General features: G+C 71.4%; 20 protein-coding genes and 2 tRNA genes. 8 read left to right on the forward strand and 14 right to left on the reverse strand.

The genetic code is table 11. From position 1 onward, the window contains the following. Positions 1–174 precede the first annotated feature (174 nt). Positions 175–498 (forward strand): DMT family transporter, encoded by a 324-nt coding sequence (locus NP777_RS26315; RefSeq protein WP_046090402.1) that lies wholly within the window; start codon positions 175–177, stop codon positions 496–498. A 64-nt stretch (positions 499–562) separates the two neighbouring features. Here NP777_RS26315 and NP777_RS26320 read toward each other — a convergent pair whose 3' ends face one another. Then, on the reverse strand, positions 563–1,132 hold the full coding sequence (locus tag NP777_RS26320) for a TetR/AcrR family transcriptional regulator (protein ID WP_256652677.1): 570 nt from the start codon (positions 1,130–1,132) through the stop codon (positions 563–565). Positions 1,133–1,306: 174 nt separating this feature from the next. On the opposite strand from NP777_RS26320, the gene hisN reads away from it, so the two are divergent. After that, complete coding sequence (hisN, locus tag NP777_RS26325) at positions 1,307–2,101, forward strand: histidinol-phosphatase (RefSeq protein WP_256652678.1); 795 nt, start codon at positions 1,307–1,309, stop codon at positions 2,099–2,101. A 188-nt stretch (positions 2,102–2,289) separates the two neighbouring features. After that, a complete protein-coding gene (locus NP777_RS26330; protein ID WP_256652782.1) occupies positions 2,290–2,682 on the forward strand; it encodes a CBS domain-containing protein in 393 nt (130 codons plus the stop codon). 91 nt (positions 2,683–2,773) lie between these two features. On the opposite strand, the gene NP777_RS26335 is transcribed toward NP777_RS26330, so the two are convergent. Next, positions 2,774–4,240 carry a catalase gene (locus NP777_RS26335; protein WP_256652679.1) on the reverse strand — a complete coding sequence of 489 codons (1,467 nt, stop codon included), beginning with the start codon at positions 4,238–4,240 and terminating at the stop codon, positions 2,774–2,776. A gap of 162 nt (positions 4,241–4,402) precedes the next feature. On the opposite strand from NP777_RS26335, the gene NP777_RS26340 reads away from it, so the two are divergent. Then, positions 4,403–4,816: a Fur family transcriptional regulator gene (locus NP777_RS26340; protein WP_137979451.1), complete on the forward strand. Its 414-nt coding sequence runs from the start codon at positions 4,403–4,405 to the stop codon at positions 4,814–4,816. Positions 4,817–4,892: 76 nt separating this feature from the next. Here NP777_RS26340 and NP777_RS26345 read toward each other — a convergent pair. The 4 genes from NP777_RS26345 to NP777_RS26360 form a co-directional block, all read right to left on the reverse strand. Next, positions 4,893–4,969, reverse strand: a tRNA-Met gene (locus tag NP777_RS26345). Positions 4,970–5,176: 207 nt separating this feature from the next. Next, positions 5,177–7,024 (reverse strand): tetratricopeptide repeat protein, encoded by a 1,848-nt coding sequence (locus tag NP777_RS26350; RefSeq protein WP_256652680.1) that lies wholly within the window; start codon positions 7,022–7,024, stop codon positions 5,177–5,179. A gap of 181 nt (positions 7,025–7,205) precedes the next feature. Further along, positions 7,206–7,279: transfer RNA gene (locus tag NP777_RS26355), tRNA-Met, on the reverse strand. Positions 7,280–7,348: 69 nt separating this feature from the next. Further along, positions 7,349–10,297, reverse strand: a complete 2,949-nt coding sequence (locus NP777_RS26360) for a UPF0182 family membrane protein (RefSeq protein ID WP_256652783.1) — start codon at positions 10,295–10,297, stop codon at positions 7,349–7,351. 134 nt (positions 10,298–10,431) lie between these two features. Between NP777_RS26360 and NP777_RS26365 the strand changes: the two genes are divergently transcribed. Then, positions 10,432–10,995: a PPA1309 family protein gene (locus NP777_RS26365; RefSeq protein ID WP_256652681.1), complete on the forward strand. Its 564-nt coding sequence runs from the start codon at positions 10,432–10,434 to the stop codon at positions 10,993–10,995. A 59-nt stretch (positions 10,996–11,054) separates the two neighbouring features. Here the strand turns inward: NP777_RS26365 and NP777_RS26370 are convergent, their stop codons facing one another. From NP777_RS26370 to NP777_RS26385, 4 genes are all read right to left on the reverse strand, one after another. Continuing rightward, positions 11,055–12,149 carry a YlbL family protein gene (locus NP777_RS26370; protein WP_256652682.1) on the reverse strand — a complete coding sequence of 365 codons (1,095 nt, stop codon included), beginning with the start codon at positions 12,147–12,149 and terminating at the stop codon, positions 11,055–11,057. An 80-nt stretch (positions 12,150–12,229) separates the two neighbouring features. Next, positions 12,230–12,412, reverse strand: coding sequence for a hypothetical protein (locus tag NP777_RS26375; protein ID WP_020868566.1), 183 nt, complete (start codon positions 12,410–12,412; stop codon positions 12,230–12,232). A gap of 281 nt (positions 12,413–12,693) precedes the next feature. Beyond that, on the reverse strand, positions 12,694–13,161 hold the full coding sequence (locus tag NP777_RS26380) for a molybdenum cofactor biosynthesis protein MoaE (protein WP_037952335.1): 468 nt from the start codon (positions 13,159–13,161) through the stop codon (positions 12,694–12,696). Between the two features lie 82 nt (positions 13,162–13,243). Further along, entirely contained in the window at positions 13,244–14,353 is a 1,110-nt protein-coding gene (locus NP777_RS26385; RefSeq protein WP_210950783.1) for an NAD-dependent epimerase/dehydratase family protein, read from the reverse strand. Between the two features lie 191 nt (positions 14,354–14,544). On the opposite strand from NP777_RS26385, the gene NP777_RS26390 reads away from it, so the two are divergent. Further along, positions 14,545–16,014, forward strand: coding sequence for a zinc-dependent metalloprotease (locus NP777_RS26390; RefSeq protein WP_256652683.1), 1,470 nt, complete (start codon positions 14,545–14,547; stop codon positions 16,012–16,014). Next, complete coding sequence (locus NP777_RS26395; RefSeq protein WP_256652684.1) at positions 16,011–16,538, forward strand: NUDIX hydrolase; 528 nt, start codon at positions 16,011–16,013, stop codon at positions 16,536–16,538. Before NP777_RS26390 ends, NP777_RS26395 begins: the two co-directional genes overlap by 4 nt. A 120-nt stretch (positions 16,539–16,658) precedes the next feature. Here NP777_RS26395 and NP777_RS26400 read toward each other — a convergent pair whose 3' ends face one another. From NP777_RS26400 to NP777_RS26415, 4 genes are all read right to left on the reverse strand, one after another. Further along, positions 16,659–17,417 (reverse strand): AIM24 family protein, encoded by a 759-nt coding sequence (locus NP777_RS26400; RefSeq protein WP_256652685.1) that lies wholly within the window; start codon positions 17,415–17,417, stop codon positions 16,659–16,661. A gap of 16 nt (positions 17,418–17,433) precedes the next feature. Further along, a complete protein-coding gene (locus tag NP777_RS26405) occupies positions 17,434–18,117 on the reverse strand; it encodes an AIM24 family protein (RefSeq protein ID WP_037952321.1) in 684 nt (227 codons plus the stop codon). A gap of 11 nt (positions 18,118–18,128) precedes the next feature. Further along, positions 18,129–19,871 (reverse strand): TerD family protein, encoded by a 1,743-nt coding sequence (locus NP777_RS26410; protein WP_256652686.1) that lies wholly within the window; start codon positions 19,869–19,871, stop codon positions 18,129–18,131. Positions 19,872–20,039: 168 nt separating this feature from the next. Continuing rightward, positions 20,040–20,669, reverse strand: a complete 630-nt coding sequence (locus NP777_RS26415) for a M48 metallopeptidase family protein (RefSeq protein ID WP_256652687.1) — start codon at positions 20,667–20,669, stop codon at positions 20,040–20,042. 204 nt (positions 20,670–20,873) lie between these two features. Between NP777_RS26415 and NP777_RS26420 the strand changes: the two genes are divergently transcribed. Beyond that, complete coding sequence (locus NP777_RS26420) at positions 20,874–22,106, forward strand: ThiF family adenylyltransferase (RefSeq protein WP_256652688.1); 1,233 nt, start codon at positions 20,874–20,876, stop codon at positions 22,104–22,106. Positions 22,107–22,170: the final 64 nt, after the last annotated feature.

Genomic DNA, 22,170 nt, shown 5'->3' on the forward strand with positions numbered 1-22,170 from the left:
ACAGCCCGCCGCAGGCGGCACGGTTCGCCGGACACCTCCTGGGGAGCGTGTTTGCCGCTCCATCCGGGCGGTAAATGGATAATCGCAACAAGCAATCCAGGCGGCTCCAGCAATCCAGGCGACCGGGGATGCCCCGGGCGACGGCAGCCCACGGCGGCACGGGAGGGCATCTCTATGGCGTGGCTGCTGGTCGTGGTCGCCGGGCTACTCGAAACCGGCTTCGCCGTCTGCCTCAAGCTCTCGCACGGCTTCACCCGCCTCTGGCCGACCATCGCCTTCTGCGCCTTCGCGCTCGGCAGCTTCGGACTGCTGACGCTGTCCCTGAAGAAGCTCGACGTGGGGCCCGCGTACGCGGTGTGGACGGGGATCGGGGCCGCCGGGACCGCGATCTACGGCATGGTCTTCCTCGGCGACCTCGTCTCCACGCTCAAGGTGATCTCCATCACGCTGGTGATCGTCGGCGTCATAGGACTCCAGCTCTCGGGCTCGGCCCACTGAGGCCATCGGCACACCGAGACCTGCCGGCCCACTGAGGCCATCGGCCCGCCGAGACCCGGCCGCCTCAAGCCAGCACGGTGCGCACCATACGGGCCACATCCGCCGCCGGGGCGGGCGCCACCACGTACGACAGGGCCAGCCTGGCGACCGCCTCACAGGCCAGCGGCAACTCGACCGCGCCAGGCGGCCAGTCGCCCGCCAGCAGCCGCACCGCCCGGTCCCGCGCCTCGCCGATCAGCTCGCCCGGTGCGGGCAGCGGCTCCGGCTCCTCCGGCAGTGCCGTCCTTACGGACGTCGGCAGCCGCTCGGTCCAGCAGCCCGTGAGCACCGCCCGCACCAGTGGGTTCTCGGCCGCCGAGCGAACGGTCCACACCGCCGCGGCGGCCAGCCGCTCCCTGGGGGCCGCCGCGCCGGACACCCCGGACAGCGCACGCTCGACTCCGCGCAGATAGGCGTCGGCCTCGCGCCGCACCAGAGCGCGGGCGAGGCCCTCCTTGCTGCCGAACTCGTTGTAGAGGGTCTGTCGGGAGACCCCGGCCGCCGCCGCGACCTCGGACATCTTCACCCTCCGCCACGGACGGCGCTCGAGCGTGGCGAAGGCCGCGTCGAGTAAGGATTCACGCGCTGCGGGCATCGTCGCCTCCCAGAGCGGGCATCGTCGCCTCCCGGCCCGGCATGTGCCCGACAGAATTGACGGGCCGCCAGATGAAGTCAAGAGCCGCGCGCGGGCGGACCCGTCCGGCCGGAGTCCCCTGGTCGTTGTGGAGTCGTGTGGCTCCGCGTCTTTTCCTGTCGATACTGTTCGGCCATGCCCGACTACCACGATGACCTGCGTCTCGCCCACGTTCTCGCCGACGCCGCCGACGCGACCACCATGGAGCGGTTCAAGGCGCTCGACCTCAAGGTCGAGACAAAACCCGATATGACGCCGGTGAGCGAGGCCGACAAGGCGGCCGAGGAGCTGATCCGCACCTCGCTCCAGCGCGCCCGGCCGCGCGACGCGGTGCTCGGCGAGGAGTTCGGCAGCGAGGGCACCGGTCCTCGGCGCTGGGTGGTCGACCCGATCGACGGCACCAAGAACTATGTGCGCGGGGTCCCGGTCTGGGCCACCCTGATCGCCCTCATGGAGCGCGGCGAGGGCGGCGACCGGCCGGTGGTCGGGGTAGTCTCCGCACCGGCGCTGGGACGGCGCTGGTGGGCCGCGGAGGGGCTCGGGGCGTACACCGGGCGCAGCCTGTCCTCCGCGAGCCGGCTGACGGTCTCGAAGGTGAGCAACCTCTCGGACGCCTCGTTCGCGTACTCCTCGCTCAGCGGCTGGGAGGAGCGCGGCAGGCTGAACGGCTTCCTCGATCTGACCCGCGCCTGCTGGCGCACCCGTGGCTACGGCGACTTCTGGCCGTACATGATGGTGGCCGAGGGCTCGGTGGACATCTGCGCCGAACCGGAATTGTCGCTGTGGGACATGGCGGCCAACGCGGTGATCGTCCAGGAGGCGGGCGGCCGCTTCACCGGACTCGACGGCGTACCGGGCCCGAACAGCGGCGATGCGGCGGCGTCCAATGGGCTGCTGCACGGGGTGATGCTGGACTACCTGCGGCCATAAGGGGCCTTCCGGTGCTGGCCGGAGTGTGAACCGGAGCGCGGGGCGCGCCGCGCGGCGGATCGGCTTCCGCGCGCCCTTGTTGGACCCACCGAGGCATGTGAACATGAGAATTCCAGACCTTGTGAACTTGTGAATCCTTTCTCTAATGGGATCTGGGATTCACCAAGGAGGTGGCTCCATCCATGCCCATGCACGTCCGTGACGCCATGAGCTCGGTGGTCCTCACCATCGGCCCCGCGCATACGCTCCGCCAGGCCGCCCGGCTGATGTCGGCCCGCCGGGTGGGATCGGCCATCGTGCTCGATCCCGACACCAGCGGCCTGGGGATTCTCACCGAGCGCGACATCCTCAACTCGCTGGGGGCGGGCCAGGACCCCGACCAGGAGGCCGCACACGACCACACCACCGCCGATGTCGTCTTCGCCGCCCCCGAGTGGACGCTGGACGAGGCGGCCCGCGCGATGTCCCAGGGCGGCTTCCGCCATCTGGTCGTCCTCGACGCGGGCGACCCGGTCGGGGTGGTGTCCGTGCGCGACATCATCCGCTGCTGGGCCCCGGCGCCCCAGCCCGTACCGGCGTGAGGACCTGACACCGCGCCCGCCACGAACCGGCACCCGAAGAGGCCGGAGCCCAACGGCGTCCGGCCTCTTCGGTTGATACGGCAAGCGTCCGTCAGCCGCGCAGGGCCTGGACCGCGGCCTCCAGCCGCTTGCCGTAGTCGGCGTCCGCCTTGCGGAAGTTCTCGATCGCCCGCTGCGCGATGTCATCGCGGGAGACCTTGGCGATGAACTGCGCCAGATTCTCGATCAGGCGCTCCTTCTCGTCGTCCGACATCAGCCGGTAGAGGTTGCCCGCCTGGACGAAGTCGTCGTCCTCGGCGTGCGAGGGGGCCTCGTGGTCCCCGGTCCGGCCGGATACCGGGGACGGCTGCCACAGCGCCCTGCCGGTCTCGGCCGGGCCGCCGAAGCTGTTGGGCTCGTAGTTCTTGGCGCCCGCGTGACGCCCGTCGTACAGGAAGCCGTCCCGGCCGTACGTGCGCGCCTCGGCCGCGTGCGGACGGTTCACCGGCAGGTGGTCGGCATTGATGCCGACGCGGTAGCGGTGGGCGTCGCCGTACGCGAACAGGCGGCCCTGGAGCATCTTGTCCGGGGACGGGCCGATGCCCGGCACGAAGTGGGCGGGCGAGAAGATCGACTGCTCGACCTCGGCGAAGATGTTCCGCGGGTTGCGGTTGAGCTCCAGCTTGCCGATCTCGATCGGCGGGTAGTCCTCGTGCGGCCAGATCTTGGTCAGGTCGAACGGGTTGAAGCGGTAGTTCGCCGCGTCGGCCGCCGGCATGATCTGCACCTGCACGGTCCAGGTCGGGAAGTCGCCCCGCTCGATGGCCTCGCGCAGATCGCGCTGGTGGCTGTCCGGGTCGAGACCCGCGGTCTCGGCCGCCTCGGCGGCGGTGAGGTTCTTGATCCCCTGGTCGGTCTTGAAGTGGTACTTCACCCAGAAGACCTCGCCCGCGGCGTTGTTCCACTGGTAGGTGTGCGAACCGTACCCGTTCATGTGGCGGTACGAGGCGGGGATGCCACGGTCGCCGAACAGCCAGGTCACCTGGTGGGTGGCCTCGGGCGAGAGCCCCCAGAAGTCCCAGACGTTGTCCGCCTCCTGCGAGCCGGTGTACGGGTCGCGCTTCTGGGTGTGGATGAAGTCGGGGAACTTGATGGCGTCCTTGATGAAGAACACCGGGGTGTTGTTCCCGACCAGGTCGTAGTTGCCGTCCTCGGTGTAGAACTTCAGCGCGAAACCGCGCGGGTCGCGCACCGCGTCCGCCGAGCCGAGGTTGCCGGCGACCGTCGAGAAGCGCAGGAACGTCTCGGTCTCCTTGCCGACCTCGGAGAGGAACGCGGCGCGGGTGTACTTCGTCACATCCGCGGTCACGGTGAAGGTGCCGTACGCGCCGGCGCCCCGCGCGTGCACGATCCGCTCCGGGATCCGCTCGCGGTTGAAGTGGGCGAGCTTCTCGATCAGGTGCTGGTCCTGGATGAGGACCGGACCGCCGGCGCCCGCCGTCTCGCTGTTCTGGTTGTCCGCCACCGGAGCCCCGGACTCCGTGGTCAGCGGGCCAGTGATGTTGTCCTGGACCGTCACGTGCGCCTCCCGCGTACTCGCATTCCGTCCCTTGGCCTGGGGCTGGTCACGATCCTACATTGGACATTGTCTAAGTCAAGAAGGCTTTGAAACTCGTACCCGATCTGGCCAAGGACCCGTCCGCTGCTACCCTTGTCCTTATCTGACTGATAGGTGAATGGCATGAGTGACCTGCTGGAACGGCTCAGGGGACGCGGCTGGAGGCTGACGGCGCAGCGGCGTGTCGTCGCCGAGGTCCTCGACGGGGACCATGTGCACTACACCGCCGACGAAGTCCACGCGCTGGCGGCCGAGCGACTGCCCGAGATCTCCCGCGCGACCGTGTACAACACCCTCGGCGAGCTCGTCACGCTCGGCGAGGTGATCGAGGTCAGCACGGACGGCAGAGCCAAGCGCTACGACCCGAACGCGCATCATGCGCATCAGCACCTGGTGTGCGCACGCTGCGGCACGATCCGCGATGTCCACCCCTCCGGCGACCTGCTCGCCGATCTGCCCACGCAGGAGCGCTACGGATTCGCGATCTCCGCGGTCGAGGTGACGTACCGGGGGCTGTGCCCCGACTGCGCGGCCTGAGCAAGCCGTGACGGCGGCCTGAGAAGGCCGTAACAGACGAAAGGCCCGGATCCTTGAGGATCCGGGCCTTCGCCATTGGTAGCGGGGACAGGATTTGAACCTGCGACCTCTGGGTTATGAGCCCAGCGAGCTACCGAGCTGCTCCACCCCGCGTCGTTGTGTAGCAACCTTAACCCGGGGTGGACAGCGGGAGCAAACCGGTTATCGGCGAGACGCCCGGCGGTGGGTCACCGCGGCGGATCCGGCGGGCCTGGGCCGGATCCGGGCCGGTGCGCTCGCCCGCGAGCACCTGGGCCGGATCCGGGCCGGGGTCCGGGCCGGAGGTCCGGCCCGGCGCGCTCCGTCGCGAGCCCCGCCGCCCTACGCCGTCAGCTCCTGCTGGAGCGCCTCTCGCAGCCGGGCCGCGCGCTCGGCGACCTCCGCGGGGCCCAGCTCGACCGCCCGCGCGCACCACCGCTGCCCCTCGGCGAGCGCCCCGCGACGGGCCGCCAGCAGCGCGAGCCGCAGCGCGGCCCGGCCGTGTCCCGACTCGGCGGCACGCGTCCACCACAGGGCCGCCTCCGGCTCGCTGCCCTCCCGGGCCAGCAGCAGGCCCAGGTTGAACGCCCCGTTGCTGCTGCCCGCCTCGGCGGCCATGCGGTACCAGCGCGCGGCCTCGACCACGTCGCCGCGCGCGGCCGCGAACATGCCCACCCGCACCTGGGCCCGCCGGTGACCCTGGCGGGCGGCGCGCTCGTACCACTCCTCGTACTCGGGGACGTGCGGCCCGGAGCCGTCGTCCGGCGGCGGGGTCGGGAAGCGGGTCCCGGACGAGCTGCCGAAGCCGGTGCCGGTCGCCGGGTCGCCGCCGACCGCGGAGCGGTCCAGCAGCGCGGCCAGCCGGAAGGCGCCCTCGGCGCTGCCGCCGCCCGCGGCGCAGCGCAGATGGCGCTCGGCGCTCTGGAGGTCGCCCTCCCGCTGCACGGCGAGGCCGACCTGCAGCGCGGCCTCGGTGTGCCCGGCGGCCGCGGCCCGCTCGTACCACTGCCGGGCCGCCCGGTCCTCGCCCCGGCCCGCGTGCAGGATGCCCAGGTTGAACGCGGCGTCGACGCTGCCCGCCTCGGCCGCCTTGGAGAACCACGGCTCGGCGCCCGCCGCGTCGCCGCGCTGGAGCAGCATCACGGCGACCGCGTTGGCGGCCTCCCGGTGGCCCGCGTAGGCGGCGCGGCGGTACCACTGCTCGGCCTGGGCGGTGCGGCCCTGCTCGGCGCAGAGCAGCCCGAGGTTGTAGGCGCCGTTGATGTCCCCGGCGTCGAGCGCGGCGCGGTACCAGCGCTCGGCGGTCTGGGTCTCGCCACGGTCGGCGTGGAGCGCGCCCAGCGCGTTGGCGGCGTTGCCGTCGCCGTCCTGGGCCGCCCGGTGCCACCAGACGGCGGCGCTGTCGGTGTCGCCCGCGTCACGCAGCAGGAAGCCCAGCGCGCAGGCGGCCCGGGCCTCGCCGTCCTTGGCGGAGGTCAGGTACCAGCGCCCGGCCTCCTTGGTCTCGCCGCGCTTCTCCAGCAGCGTGCCGAGGTGGAGGGCGGCCCGCCGGTGGCCCCGCGCGGCGGCCTGCCGGTACCACTGCTCGGCCTCCTCCCGGCCACCCCCGTCGGCGCCACGGCGGCGCTCGGCCGCCGGCTCGTCCCCCTCGTCGCCGCGGTCGTCGAGGATGCGGGCGAGGCGGTACGCGGCCTCGCGGTGGCCGCGCTCGGCGGCCGTACGGAACCAGCGCTCGGCCCCGATGTCGCTGCGGTGCTCCAGCAGATCGCCCAGCGCGTACGCGCCCAGGGTGTGGCCGGACTCGGCGGACTGGCGCAGCCAGTACTCGGCGGCGGGCTCGTCGCCCCGCTCGCGGTGATGGCGGCCCAGGGCGTGGGCCGCGGCGGGGGATCCGGCGACGGCGGCTATGCGCCACCAGCCGGCGGCCTCGTCGGTGTAGCCGCGCTGGTGCAGCAGGACGCCGAGGTTGTTGGCGGCGGCGCGATCGCCCGCCGCGGTGGCTCCCCGCAGTTGCGGTTCGGCGCCGTCGAGGTCGCCGCAGCGCAGCAGCAGCGCGCCGAGTGCGCTCATCGCGGCGGTGTCACCGGCCTCGGCGGCACGACGGTGCCGGGTCTCCTCCTCGGCATCGTCATGCGTGTGCGCAAAACGCCCTGTCTCCAACAGACTGACCCTGTCCCCCATAAATCCCATCGTGGCATCACCCGCATCCGGCGTACACCTGGTATACCGCAGCCGACGAGGTCACTTCAGCGTTTTGTCGACATGCCCACAGAGAGACAACCCAAACGCTTGTATCCGCATTCCCCGAGTGGACGCTCATACAACACACAACGAGGCCCGGATCCTTGCGGATCCGGGCCTCGTGTGTCAGTAGCGGGGACAGGATTTGAACCTGCGACCTCTGGGTTATGAGCCCAGCGAGCTACCGAGCTGCTCCACCCCGCGCCGTGGTGCAACCACCGTACCACGGCGCGAGGGGTCGGCCGCCCGGCCGTTCTCGCAGGTCGTCAAGGGTCAGCCGCCCTTCTTGTCGGAATCGCCGCCGGCGCTCTGGCTCCGTGGCTGGTTCTGCCGCTGCCCCTGTTTGTCGCCGGCCGCCTTGTTCTCGGCCTTGGCGGCGCGGTCCAGCGCGGCCCTCAGATCCTCCTGGGCCCTGCCGTACGCCTCCCAGTCCTGCGGCTGCTTCTGGAGGGCGTCCTGGGCGTCCTGATAGGCGTCCTGAGCGTCCTTCAGGGCCTCCTTTACCGTGGGGTTGGCACTCGACGGCGGTTCCGCCTGGCCGCCGTCGCCCGGTGGCCGCGGCTCGGAGGACTTGCCGAAGACCGCGTCCAGGGCCTCGCCCAGGGTGTCCTTGAAGACGGTCTCCTTGCCGTAGGAGACGCCGACCTTCTTCAGCAGCGGGTAGTTGGCGCTACCACCGCGGGCGTAGACGGGCTCGATATAGAGGAAGCCGTTGTCCAGTGGCACGGTGAGCAGATTGCCGTACTCGATGTCGGAGTCGGTGCCTCTCAGGTTACGGACGAACTCGGCGACTTCCGGATCACCGTTAAGCTCGCTCTGCACCTGTTGTGGACCGGGCACGTTGGAGGTGACCTTCAGCAGTCTTATCGTGCCGTAGTCCTTACTGTTGGCATCCGCGTCGATCGACATGAACGCCCCCAGGTTGGGACGCCCGTTGGGGGTGAAGGTCGTCGTCAGCGAGAACGTCTGCCCCTTCTGGTCGGGCATCTTCATGCTCAGGTAGTACGGCGGGACCGCGTTCCCCTCCTTGTGGGTCGGGTCCTCGGGCACCTGCCAGGCGTCACTGCCGCTGTAGAACTGCGTGGGGTCGGTGACGTGGTAGCGGGTCAGCAGCTCGCGCTGGACCTTGAACAGGTCCTGCGGATACCGCAGATGCTCCATCAGCTCACCGCTGATCTTCTCCTTGGGCTCGACCGTGCCCGGGAACGCCTTCTCCCAGGTCTTCAGGACCGGGTCCTTGGAGTCCCACTCGTAGAGCTTGACGGTGCCGTCATAGGCGTCCACGGTCGCCTTGACCGAGTTGCGGATGTAGTTGACCTTGTTCTGCTGCGCGACCACCGAACGGTCCCCGTCGCTCAGCGAGTCGGCCGTGCTGTCGCCCAGGGTCGTCCGCGAGGCGTACGGATAGCCGTTGGTCGTGGTGTAGGCGTCCACGATCCACTTGATCCGGCCATGGACGACGGCCGGATAGGCGTCACCGTCGATGGTCAGCCAGGGGGCGACCTTCTCGACGCGCTCCTTGGGGGTGCGGTTGTACAGGATCCGCGAACCGTCCCCGATCGCGCCCGAGTAGAGGATCTGGGGCTCGCCGAACGCCACCGCGTAGGCGGCGCGGTTGACCGGGTTGGAGAGGCTGACCCCGCTCTTGCCCTTGTAGCTGGTGGTCCGCTCGCCGTTCTTCTCGTAGTCGAGCTCCTTCTGGGGGCCGCCGACTATCGAGTACTGGTCGGTCTTCTCGCCGTAGTAGACCTGTTGCTTGTAGGTGCCGACACCGCCGCCGCTCGAACCCTTGGTGGGCAGCCCGGACTCGGTGAAGTCCGGCGAGCCCGCCGGGTCCGCGTTGGGGTCGGTCGTGGTGCCCTTCGCCGCCACCATGCCGTAGCCGTGGGTGTAGGTGAAGTGGTCGTTGATCCAGTTCCGCTTGGGGATGCCGTCGAGGTTCAGCTCGCGGACACCGACGACGGTGTCCTGGTCCTTGCCGTCGGCACCCTTGTAGCGGTCGACGTCGAGCGTCGAGGGGAACTGGTAGTACTTACGCTCCTGCTGGAGCTGCTGGAAGGTCGGCGAGATGACGCTGGGGTCGATCAGCCGGTAACTGGCCGTCGTATTGGCGTCCTTACGGAGCTTGTCGCCGCCGTCGCTGTCGTTCTTGCCGGAGTAGTCCGCCACCTTGGAGTCATCGATGCCGTACGCCTTGCGCGTGGCCTCGATGTTCTTCTGGATGTACGGCGCCTCCTTGGCCTGCTCGTTCGGCTGGACCTGGAACTTCTGCACGATCGCCGGGTAGAGCCCGCCGATCAGGATCGCCGACAGCACCATCAGCCCGAAGCCGATGACCGGCAACTGCCAGGTACGGCGCCACAGCGTGGCGAAGAAGAGCACCGCGCAGATGGCCGCGATGCAGAACAGGATCGTCTTGGCGGGCAGATAGGCGTTGGCGTCCACATAGCGCAGACCCGTCCAGTTGCCCGTCGCCTTGAAGTCGCTGGACTTCACCGCGAGGCCGTAGCGGTCCAGCCAGTACGCCACCGCCTTGAGCGCCACGAAGACGCCCAGCAGCACCGACAGATGGCCGGTGGCGGCGGCGGTCGCGCGGGCGCCGGGGCTGGTGACCCGCAGGCCCCCGTAGAGGTAGTGCACCAGGGCGGCGGCGATCAGCGAGAGCACCGTGGCCGCGAAGCCGAAGCTCAGCAGGAACCGGTACCAGGGCAGATCGAAGGCGTAGAACGCCACGTCCTTGTGGAACTGCGGGTCCTTCTGGCCGAACGGCACCCCGTTGACCCACAGCAGCCAGATGCGCCACTGACCGGCCGCCGAGGCGCCCGCGATCAGCCCCACCAGGGCGGTGACCGCGAGCAGCACCCACTTCTTGAACGGGGCGATGCCCATCCGGTAGCGGTCCAGGCTCTGCTGCTCCATGGACATCGCGCTCAGCGGCGGCCGCAGCCGGTGGGCCAGCCAGATGTTGATCCCGACTGCCGTGGCCATCAGCACGCCGAAGACGAAGAACAGCCCGATCTTCGTCTTCAGGGTGGTACTGAAGACGGAAGAGTAATGAAGCGAGCGATACCAGAGCCAATCCGTCCAAAATCCGGCAAACATGACAAAGAGCATGGCCAACACGGCCAGCACGCCCAGGGTCATGAGCAGGGTCCTGGCACGCCGGGACGGACGGCCGACTCTCACCCGCGGCCCCGTCGGGCCTCCGCCGCGGTCCGGCATCTGGAAAGCCAAGGTGCGCACCTCGAAGTTCGCTGTCGATTGAGGGACCCTGAACTCCAGGGCCCACCTGATGCAACTTACTCAGGCTTTACTCAGTTCCCGTTTCCGGGTCCGAACAGGGCACGATATGAACCATGTCCAACGCAACCCCCGGCACCGACCCGCTGGCCTCGAATCCCCTGACCCGAGCCGTCCTCGAAATCGACGAGTACGCCTCGGGGCTCGGCTGGGACCAGCCCGCCCGGCTCTTCGCCCTTGTCGACACCGCCCGGCTGCGCACCGAGGAGCCCGGCCTCGCCGCTCAGCTCGGCCTTGACGAGGGCGGCGCGGAGACCGCCTCCCTGACCCCCATCGAGCAGGACGAGCTGCCCTCCGGCGCCCCGCTGGACGAGTTCCTCGCCACCATCGCCTGGCCGGACGCGGTGACCGGCTGCGCCCTGACCGTGGAGCGGCAGATGCTGCCGCCGTCCGCCGAGAACTCGGTGCCCGAGGGCCTGGACGAGGCGGCGCTGGCCAAGTGGGTCGCCGACCACCCGGACCGCCAGGAGGTCCGGATGACCGTGGCCGTGCTGCGGGACGGCGGGCGCGAGTCCGCCCTGCGGCTGCGGGAGAAGGACTCCCCGACCGAGGTGCTCACCGGGGCCGGTCTGGTGCCGGGCCTGGCGGACGCGCTCGCCGCCACCTTCGCCACCGACTGACCCCCGCGACCTTCGCCACCGACTGACCCCGCGACCCGACCCCGCAACGGGGGCGCCGCTCAGCCCGTCGTGCACTTCGGCAGACCGGCGGTGTCCCCCTTACGGATCTTCTCGAGCGCCTTGAGCGCGTCGTCGATCGTGTGCACCTTGACCAGCCGCAGCCCGCTCGGCACGTCCTTGGCGGCGGCCGCGCAGTTCTCCTTGGGCGTGAGGAAGTAGCGGGCGCCCGCCTCGCGTGCGCCGATCGTCTTCATCTCGATGCCGCCGATGGGACCGACGGTGCCCTTGTCGTCGATCGTCCCGGTGCCCGCGATGAACTTCCCGCCGGTGAGATCGCCGGGCGAGAGCCGGTCCACGATCCCCAGCGCGAACATCAGACCGGCGCTGGGCCCGCCCACGTCCGCGAGCTTGATGTCGATCCGGAACGGGAGGGTGTAGTCGCTCCCGGCCTGGATGCCCACGATGGCGCGGGCCGGGCCCTTGTCCGCCTTCGTGGTGGTGATCGAGACGCGCTCCTCGCCGGTGGGCTGCTTACCGCTCTTCTCCGCCGCCGCCACGTTCTTGGCCGGGATGACCGAGAAGACCACCTTCTGGCCCGGCTTGTGCTTGGTGACGAGCTTGGCCACGTCATCGGGCTCGCGCACCGCCGTGCCGTCCACCGACTTGATCACATCGCCCGCGTGCAGCTTGCCCTGGGCCGGGGCGCCCTTCTGGACCGCGCCGACGATCACATGCGCGGTGACCGGCTTCTTCAGTGCCCGCAGCGCCGCGACCTTGGCGGACTCCTGGGACTGGGTGAACTCCTCGGCGTTCTGCTGGTCCACCTGGTCCGGGGTCTTGTCGTCCGGGTAGAGGATGCTGTGCGGCACGACCACGTCATCGTGCGCCAGCCAGCCGTAGACGGCCTCCACGAGGTTCATCCGGTACTCGGAGCCGGTGACCCGGACCGTGGTCATGTTCAGATGCCCGCCGGTGGTCTCACAGTTCTTGCGGCCGGAGATCTGGAGCACGCACTCCCCGTTGTGCTCACCCAGAGTGTTGTACGTCGGCCCGGGCGACATCTCCGCGTACGGCACCGGGATCAGCACTCCTGCGCAGAGCAGCGCGATCAGCATCAGAAGGGAGGCGAGCATCGTCGCGGTGCGGCGTGGCATGGAACGACAGTACGGGACGCGTCCGTCAGTCCACCGTCGGGGCCGTCCGTACGAGGGGCGGCGCGGACGGGGTGGCGGGCTCAGGCCGCGGCGTCCGAATCGGAGGGCCGGCGCTCCATCGCCTCGCGGAAGCGGGCGTATCCGGCCAGCTCAGCCACGTCCCCCCCGGACTTCCGTTTACCGGCTCGGGCGGCTATGCCGGCGTATATCGCCGCGCCTATCGCCGCGAACAACGGAATCAGCAACCAGAGAAGCGCGGCCACAGCAGCCTCCCGAACCCCTTGAAAAATCGCGGTTCAGGACCGCGACTGACAGATGAGCAGATTAATCCTCTGCCAGGTCAACGCTTACGGCAGGGTGGGGGTTACGCAAGCGGAGTACACCCTTCCGCGCCCCCACGCGCATGCGCATTCCCCCTACGCGCCCACCCATTCCTCGACCTACGCGCCCACCCGCCCTCCCGTCGCCCGACCACCACCCCCCAACGAGGCGCTACGCGCCCACCCGCCCTCCCGTCGCCCGACCACCACCCCCCAACGAGGCGCTACGCGCCCACCCATTCCTCGGTGCCGTCCGCAAAGGTCTGGTGCTTCCAGATCGGGACCTCGCTCTTGAGGTCGTCGATCAGCCGACGGCAGGCCGCGAACGCCTCCGCGCGGTGCGGGCAGGAGACGGCCACCACCACGGCCAGATCGCCGATCACCAGATCGCCCACCCGATGCACGGCGGCCAGCGCACGTACCGGGAAGTCGGCCACGACCTTCTCGGCCACCCGGCGCAGCTCGGCCTCGGCGGTCGGGTGCGCGGAGTAGCCGAGGGCGCCGACCTCCGCGCCTCCGTCGTGATTGCGCACGGTGCCCACGAACAGCGCCGTACCCCCCGCCGCGGCATCGCCCACCGCCCCGAACACCTCGTCCACGGACAGGGGCGTGTCACGGACGGCCAGCAGCCGGATGGGGTGGGCGGCCGCGAGCTCGCCAGGATGATCGTACGAATGTGCCATGTCGTCCATCGTGCCGTACCGTCCCGCTCCCAGGGAATCGATGAAGCCATGACTACCGGATCCCGGAAAACATCTTCCGGGGCCTGGTGTCTCAGGCCCGGCGGCGCGCCTTACGGGCGCGGCGCACGATCGCCGCGGTGCCCACCAGGGCCACGGTCGCGCCCGCGGCGCCGAGCGTCGTGGCGTCCTTACGGCCGAGACGCCGCCCGGCGACCGTATGGCGGCCGGCGACCTCCTCCAGCAGCTCCGCCAGGACCTCCTCATTGGTCCAGCGCGGCCGCCAGCCCGCCGCGTGCAGCCTGCTGCCGCTGACCGCCCAGGGGTGCATCGTGTACGCGAGATCGCCCGCCGGGGACGGTGTCAGACCGAGCCGGTGCAGCCGGGAGGCGGCGCCCAGGGCCACCGCCGAGGGCAGCTCCATCCGCCGGATCCCGGACAGCTCCTCGACCTCCTCCTGCTCCAGCCAGCCCTCGCACCCGACCGCCAGCTCGCCCTCGACCTTCTCCAGGGCGGCGTACTCCAGCGCGCCGACCAGGTCCTCCATATGGCAGAACTGCCAGGTGGGACGGGATCCGGCGACGACCAGCAGCCGCGGTGACTCGAAGTAGCGGGTGAGCGCGGTGTCCGTGCCGCCGACCAGGAGCGCCGGGCGCACCACGGTCACGTTCAGCCCCGGATGGGCCCGGGGCGCACGCTCCCCGAGCCGCTCGATCTCCAGGAGGTCACCGACACCGGTGGCCTCGGCGGTCGCCCGCAGCTCCGCGTCCTCGGCGAGCGGCACGGCGTTGTCGGGGAGCGCCCCGTAGACCATCGCGGAGGTGCACAGCACCACCCGGCGCACCCCGGCCGCGGCGGCGGCGGTCAGGACGGTCTGGGTGCCGCGCACGTTGTAGGCGGTGCGGGCGGCGGCGTCGGTGCCCAGATCCAGGTCGACGGCGAGATGGACCACCACATCGGCGCCGCGCAGCTTCTCGGCGATGGCCGGATCGCGGACGTCCAGCACATGCCACTGCGCCTCGGTCACCTCACCGCGGCGCTCGTCGATGGCCAGGACCTGCTTGACCTCTTCGGACTCCGCGAGCCGCTGCGTGAGCAGGGCACCTGGGCCCGAGGCGGCACCGGTCACCGCCACGACGGGGCGTCGTGCGGTACGGGCCGTATCGTTTCGCGCAGCGCGAACTTCTCGGTCTGGGGAACTCACCGGGCGTCTCCAGCGGTTGTCTTCAGTACGCAGCGCATGCACGCATACGTACCAGGTGACGTCCATCCTGCCGCAGGGCGGCGATCAGCGAAGCACCGAGCCCGGAAACCGGCGAGGTGTCTAGGCTGGGTGGTGATGTCGGGCATCCGCCACCGGCCCGGGGCCGGTGGCCCAACGAGCCGAGGAAACCCGTGAGTGACACCCCATTCGGATTCGGCCTTCCGCCGGAGGAGCCGGAGGACGGCGACGACGGCAAGAAGAAGGGCGGCCAGGGCGGCGAGCAGGGCCCCGCGAATCCCTTCGGGTTCGGCGGCGGAACCGGCGGAGCGGGCGGCGCGGAGAATCCGTTCGCCGCGATGTTCGGTTCGCTGAACCCGGGCGACCTGGGCGCCGCGTTCCAGCAGCTCGGGCAGATGCTCTCGTACGAGGGCGGCCCGGTGAACTGGGACATGGCCAAGGACATCGCCCGCCAGACCGTCGCGCGCGGCACCGCCGACGGCAGCAAGGACGAGAGCGTCGGCCCCGCCGACCGCGCCGCGGTCCAGGAGGCCGTGCGGCTCGCGGACCTGTGGCTGGACGGCGTCACCTCGCTGCCCTCGGGTTCGGGGACCGCGGTGGCCTGGAGCCGCGCCGAATGGGTCGAGGCGACCCTGCCGGTGTGGAAGGACCTGGTGGACCCGGTCGCCGAGCGCGTCGGCGCCGCCATGGGCGATGTGCTGCCCGAGGAGATGCAGGCCATGGCCGGCCCGCTGCTCGGGATGATGCGCTCCATGGGCGGCGCCATGTTCGGCACCCAGATCGGGCAGGCGCTGGGCGTGCTGGCCGGCGAGGTGGTCGGCTCGACCGACATCGGGCTGCCGCTCGGCCCGGCGGGCAAGGCGGCGCTCCTGCCGGTCAACATCGCGGCACTCGGTTCCGGCCTCGGCGTGCCCAAGGAAGAGGTCCGGCTGTATCTGGCGCTGCGCGAGGCGGCCCACCAGCGGCTGTTCGCCCATGTGCCGTGGCTGCGCTCGCACCTCTTCGGCGCGGTCGAGGGGTACGCCCGCGGCATCAAGGTCGACACCGCGAAGCTGGAGGACGCGGTCGGCCAGCTCGACCCGACCCACCCCGAGCAGCTGCAGGAAGCGCTGCAGCAGGGCATGTTCCAGCCCGAGGACACCCCCGAGCAGAAGGCCGCGCTGGCGCGTCTGGAGACCGCCCTGGCGCTGGTGGAGGGCTGGGTGGACGCGGTGGTGCACGCCGCCGCCAAGCCGCATCTGCCGTCCGCCGACGCCCTGCGCGAGACGCTGCGGCGGCGCCGGGCGAGCGGCGGCCCCGCCGAGCAGACCTTCGCCACGCTGATCGGCCTGGAGCTGCGGCCGCGCCGGCTGCGGGACGCCTCCCGGCTGTGGGCCTCCCTCACCGACGCCCGCGGACTGGAGGGGCGCGACGGTCTGTGGGCGCACCCGGACATGCTGCCGACGGCACAGGACCTCGACGACCCGGACGGCTTCGTCCACGGCGAACAGCTGGACTTCTCCGAGCTGGACAAGATGCTCGGCGAGGCGGCGGGCGGCGATGAGGACCGTAAGGGCGGCTCCGAGGGGCCCGACCTCCGTAAGGGCCGCGAGGGCGGCACGGACGACCGCGAGGGCGGCGACCGGGGCGACGGCGAGAAGTGAGTCTGCACCAGGACGCGGCGCGGGTGCTCACCGAGTGGCCCGCGCCGGATGCCGCCCAGGAGCGGCTGCGGCGGCTGTACGGCGACCACCTGGCCGCGTATCCGGACGGCATGTGGAAGGCGTGCGGGGACGGCCACATCACGGCGAGCGCGCTGGTGATCGACCCGGACCGGGAGCAGGTGCTGCTCACCCTGCACCGGAAGCTGCGGATGTGGCTCCAGATGGGCGGCCACTGCGAGCCGGACGACACCACGCTCGCGGGCGCGGCACTGCGCGAGGCCACCGAGGAGTCCGGGATCGAGGGGCTGACGCTGCTGCCGGGCGGCCCGGTGCGGCTCGACCGGCACCAGACCCCCTGCGCCTGGCACCTGGACGTGCAGTACGCGGCGGTGGCGCCCCGGGGCGCGGTGGCGGCGATCAGCGACGAGTCGCTGGATCTGCGCTGGTTCGGCTACGCCGAGGTGGCGGACGTGGCCGACGAGTCGGTACGGCATCTGGTGACGCGCACCCGCGCGCTGCTCTGAGGAGCCCGTTGAGTCGCTCTGAGGAGCTTGTTGAGTCCCTCTGAGGAGCTTGCCGGAATGCGGTGCGGCCGCGGACCCGAGGAGTCCGCGGCCGCCGTGCTCCATCAGCGGTGACCTCGGTCAGTTGCTGAAGATGTTGCCCTGGTTCTGGCCGCGGGCGCCCTGCTGGCCCATGCCGAACTGCGCGGCCATACCGCCTCCGACCACCGCGTTCTGCGGCGGGAGCAGCTCGCTGGGCTGCACCAGGGCGTAACCCTGGCCGAGGAAGCTGAGCTCCCAGCCCTCGCCCGTGTTGCCGCGCCGCCGCCAGACGCCCGAGGAGTGCGTCTGCGCCTGCATCTGGACCCGCAGCGAGCTGGACCAGGCGACGATGGCGTCCGCGTCGGCGTTGACGTACTTGTCCGGGGTGACCTGGAGCAGCAGCGGCTGCCCCGAGGTCATCAGCGCCACCTTGCCCTGGCCGGAGATGTTGAGGTTGTACTTGCCGGACCCGGAGATCCCGAACTGGCTGTCCACCGCGATCGACTCCCAGTGCAGCGTGGAGTCCAGCGCGAGCACATAGGAGCTGTCGACGGTCAGCCCGTCGTGGTCCACGTCCATCACATGGATGTGCTGGGCGAGGTTGGCGAGGTAGACCGTGCCCTGCCCGGAGCAGCGCATCAGGTCCAGGCCCTCACCGGTACGGCTCCGGGCCCTGTGCTGCCCGGGCGTCTGGTACTCGCCGTCGAACTCGATGAGCCCCTGATAGGCGACCATGCTGCCCTTACGGGCGAGCACATCCTCATGGCCGCCCAGGGCGACCCGCAGCAGATGCGGGTTCTGGAGCGCGTAGCGGTCCTGCGTCTGGGCCTCGGTGAAGGCGAAAAGCGGGCTCTGCATCTGGTGTCCCTCCCCCTCAGCCCCGGGCCCGGAGCCGGTCGGTGCTGTCCTCACTGGGCTGTACGACGACGAAGCCCTGCCCGGAGAAGCCGAGCTGATACGCCTCGCCGCTGCCCCGGCCGATCAGGGACGACGCCTTGAAGCTGCGCTTGCCCTTCACCTTGAGCCCGGAGGACCAGGCCACGAGCGCGTCCGGGTCCACATAGGTCTCGTCCTCGCCGCGGCCGCAGTCGACCACGATGGGGGTGCCGCGGGAGGTCAGGGCGACCCAGCCGGTGCCGGAGACGCCCACGTTGAACAGGCCCTGCCCGGCGAACTTGGCGATGCCCTTGACGCGTTCGACACCCCACTGGAGATGCGCGTCGAAGGCGAGGAGGTTGGTGCCGTTGACCGACAGCGAGTCGCCGTTGAGGTTGATGCAGACGACGTTGGCCCCGTAGTCGGCGAGGTAGAGCAGCCCGTCGCCGCTGCACCGCATCAGCGGGGCGCCCTCGCCGGTCAGCCACTGGGAGGCCATCTGCCGTACCGCGGGCGGGTTGGGCTCGTACTGGACGAAGCCCTCGTACGCCACCATCGAGCCGGTGCGGGCGAAGAGGTCCTGGCCGCTCTGCATGGCGACCTTGAGCATGCTGGCGCCGTGGTTCTCCATCCGGGCGGCGACCGGGGCGGGTGCGAAGCCCGAGATCATTTGCTGGTCCATATCGGGCTCCCTCAGACCTCGTAGGGCTGGACGACGATGAAGTTGCCTGGCGCGCCACGGAACTGGAGGTTCACGGTCTCCCCGCTGTGGCCGGGGTAGGCGCTGCGGCGCAGCCGCACCTGGCTGGAGATGATCACCTGTGCTCCGGCGGACCACGCCACGATGGCGTTGCTGTCGGCGAAGGTGGTCGGGGTGACGGGGAGGACGACCGGCGTGCCCTCGGTCTTCACCACGACGGTCCCGGTGCCCTGGAACTGCATGGTGAACAGCGCGCCGCCGGGGATGCCGTGACCCTCGATCCGGCGCACCTCGTGGTGCAGCGACTCGTCGAAGGCGAGCACGTTCTCGGCGGAGACACAGATGGCGTCGCCCTGGAGCTCGATCGGGTGGAGCTCGGCGGCGTTCTCGGCGAGGAAGACCTGGCCCTGGCCGGTGCAGCGCATCAGCTGCATCTCCTGGCCGGTCGCGTTGCCTACGATCCGACCGCGGAAACCGGCGCCCTTATAGCTGAAGTCGACCTTCCCCTGGTAGAGCACCATCGTGCCCTGGCGGGCGAGCACGGGCTGGCCGCCGACGCCGAGGTCGACCCGCATCAGCCGGGAGTTCTGCGGCGTCCAGCGCTGGCCGGTGGGCGCCTCGCGGTACTTGGAGAGCGCGGCCTGGAGCCCGAGCGCGCCACCACCCTGGGGGACGCCGCCCATGGGGTGCGGCTGACCGTAAGGGGCGGGCTGGCCGGGCTGACCGGGGTAGGGCTGGGCGGGGTAGGGCTGGCCGTACGGCGCGGGGGCGGGCGGGGCCTGGCCCGGCTGCTGGCCGAACGGGGGCTGCTGGCCCGGGAACTGGCCCGGCGGCGGGGGCGGCGGCACCTGGCCCGGGGGCGGTACCTGACCGGGGGGCGGCACCTGGCCGGGGGGCGCGATGGGCGCGGCGATGGTGGGGGCGCCGTGCATCTGCGGGGTGCCGGGGGCGGGCGGCTGAGCTCCCTGCGGGGGCGTGCCGTGGGGCGTACCCGGAGGCGGCGTCCCCTGGGGTGGCATTCCCTGGGGCGGCGTCCCCTGGGGAGCGCCGAAGGCGGGGGCGGGCTGCGGTGCGGGCGGGGCCGGGGCCGGAGGTGCCGACGGGGCGGGGGTCCCGGCCGGGGGTGCGAAGCCCGGTGCGGGAGCGGCCTGGCCGGGCGGCGCGAAACCGGGCGTGGCGCCCTGGGCGGGCGCGGGGGCGGGCTCTTCCTCGGCCACCTCACCGCCGAAGTTCTTGAGCAGCGCTTCCAGGCCGCCGTCGAAGCCCTGCCCGACGGCGGCGAACCGCCAGACGTCCTTGAGGTAGAAGTCGCCCAGCATCACGGCGCGTTCGGTGCTGAACTCCGAGCCGGTGAAGGAGTACCGGGCCACTTCCTCGCCGCCCGCGACGATCCGGAGATAGCCGGGGCCGACCTGTGACATCTGCCCGGCGCCGTCGATGGTCGCGGTGAAGGAGAGCTTCTGGATGGCGGGCGGGACGTTGTCGAGCGTGACGCGGAACGAATCCGTGTCACCGGCCTGCGGCCCGAGCTGCTGTATCGCTTCTTCAGGGGACTTCGGCTGGTTGAAGAAGATGAAGTAGCGGTCGTCCGACAGCCGCTCGTTCGCGTCGAGACCGAAGCAGCTGATGTCGAAGGTCAGGCCGGGTCCGGCGATCTGCACCCCGACGTACAGATCCCTCCCGGCCGTCAGATCGCTGATCCTGGCCTTGTGGCCGCGCTGGAATTCCCTGGCCATACGTTAGGACCGTCCCCCATCGCCGTACCGGTGTGTGCGTTGCGCGCCAGGCTAGCCGCTGCCGCCGACTATGAGCGACGCAGGGAACCTGGACGTGGTTCCCGCACGGCCCGGGGCCGGCCCGGCACCGCCGGGGCGCTGATCCCGCGTCGCCTGGGCACGGTCGCCCTATGGCTGGTCGTCCGGGGCCCCGGAGAGGTGCGGCAACCGTGCGGCGGCGACCACCCCTTCGAGATAGCCGCGCGCCCGCTCGGTCCGCGGATACGCCTCCAGGAGCTGCCAGAAGCGACGGCCGTGCCCCGGCACCAGCAGGTGGGCCAGCTCGTGGAGGAGCACATAGTCCACGACGTACTCCGGCATGCCCTGGAGCCGGTGCGAGAGCCGGATGCTGCCCTCGGCCGGGGTGCACGACCCCCAGCGGGTGTTCTGGTTGGTGACCCAGCGGACGGAGTCGGGCCGGGCCCGCCCGCCCAGGTACTGGCCGGAGAGCCACTCGGCGCGGGCGGCCAGCTCCGCGTCGCCCAGCATCCGCTTGCTCTCCTGGGCCGCGAGTTTCTCCAGCATGACCCTCACCCAGCGCTGCTCCTCCGCCGCGGACATCCGGGCGGGGATGAGGACGACGGTACGGTCGCCCTCGCGATAGGCGGAGACCGTCCTGCGCCGCCGGGTGCTCCGGCGGACCTCGACCGCGCTCGCGTCGGAGCCTCGGCTCTGCGGGCTCGGAACGGTGCTCGGTGCGCTCGCGGCGCTGCGGGAGACGTTCTGTCCCGAGGCGCGAGGGGGCGGGTCGGCGGACACGCCCCGACGTTACCCGCTGGCAGCCGGGGAAGTCCCGCCCCGCCGACGGTTGCGGACCGAACCACTCCACGGTGTGCACGGTTTGTACGACCGGCGTTCGTACGACTTATTCCACTGCCTGTGGATAACGCGCTGCGGGGGCCGGGCGGCGGGCCGCATGCTGAGGGCGGTTCAACGGACAGGCACATCAGACGGGGGGCGGCGATGCATCCGATGCTCAAGCCCGCGCTGCGGCGCGGCTGGCGGAGCCGGGACACGGTGCAGTTCGGGGTGGCCCGGGCGCATGCGGTGGTGATGGGGCCGGTGGACACGGCCACGGGCAGCTTTCTGGAGCTGCTGGACGGCACCCGCGGTCTGCCGCTGCTGCGGCAGGAGGCCCGCGCCATCGGGCTGCCGGAGGGGCGGGCCGACGCACTGGTGGACCGACTGGCGGCGGCCGGTCTGCTGGACGAGCCGAGGGACGGCGGCGAGCCCGCCGCGGCCCTGGACCGGCTGCGGCCCGACGCGGGGGCGCTGTCGGTGTTGCATCCGGAGCCCGGAGCGGCGGCGCGGCTGCTCGCCGCGCGGCGGGCGATGCGGGTTCAGGTGCGCGGGGCGGGCCGGGTCGGGGCGGCGGTCGCGGCCGCGCTGTCCGGGGCGGGGGTCGGCCGGGTCGATGTGGTGGACGGTGGCTGTGTCGAGCCCTGGGATGTGGCTCCCGGCGGGCTGTCGGCCGAGCAGATCGGGGAGCGCCGGGATCTGGCGGCACGCCGCGTGGTGCGCCGGGCCGCGCCCGCCCCGCTCCCCCGCCGATCGGCGCGGCTGCGGACCGCCGCGGCAAAGCGGGCCCCTTCACGAGAGAAGGTCACTTCAGGAGAGAAGGCCCTTTCAGGAGAGCGGGCCGCCTCGGCAAAGCGGGCCGCCCTCTCGGAAGAGCGGGCCGCCTCGGCCGAGCCCGGGCTGGCGCTGGTGGTGATCGCCCCACGTGACGGCCTCGCGGCGTACGCACCGGATCCGGAGCAGGCCCGGCCGCTGCTCTCCTCCGGCACACCCCATCTCTATGCGGGAGTCATCGAGTCGACAGGGGTGGTGGGCCCGCTGGTGGTGCCGGGGATCACGCCCTGCGCGGGCTGCGCCGCGGCGGGCCGCGCCGACCGGGAGCCGGTCTGGCCGCGGATGCTCGCGCAATGGCGGTCCGGGCGCCGGCCGACCGCTCCGGCCTGTGACACGGCGCTGGCGATGGTGGTGGCGGGGCTCACCGCGGTGCAGGCGCTGGCCTACCTCGACGGCCGCCCCTCCGGGGGCGCGGGAGTCCGGTGGGAGCTGGCGCTTCCCTCACTCGTCTGGGATGCGCGCCCGATCGAGGCACATCCCGGCTGCGGCTGTGGAGCGGCCGGGGAGGAGGATGCCGTATATGCCTCGGCCGCAGAGGCACCGCACGCGACAATGTCCGGGTGACCCACGTCCGCGGAGTGGGCACGGGGGCCCGGAGGCCACCTTCCGGGATGGCACGGCTGTAGTT

Origin of the sequence: Streptomyces rugosispiralis (assembly GCF_024505145.1) — a bacterium.
GTDB lineage: Bacteria > Actinomycetota > Actinomycetes > Streptomycetales > Streptomycetaceae > Streptomyces > Streptomyces rugosispiralis.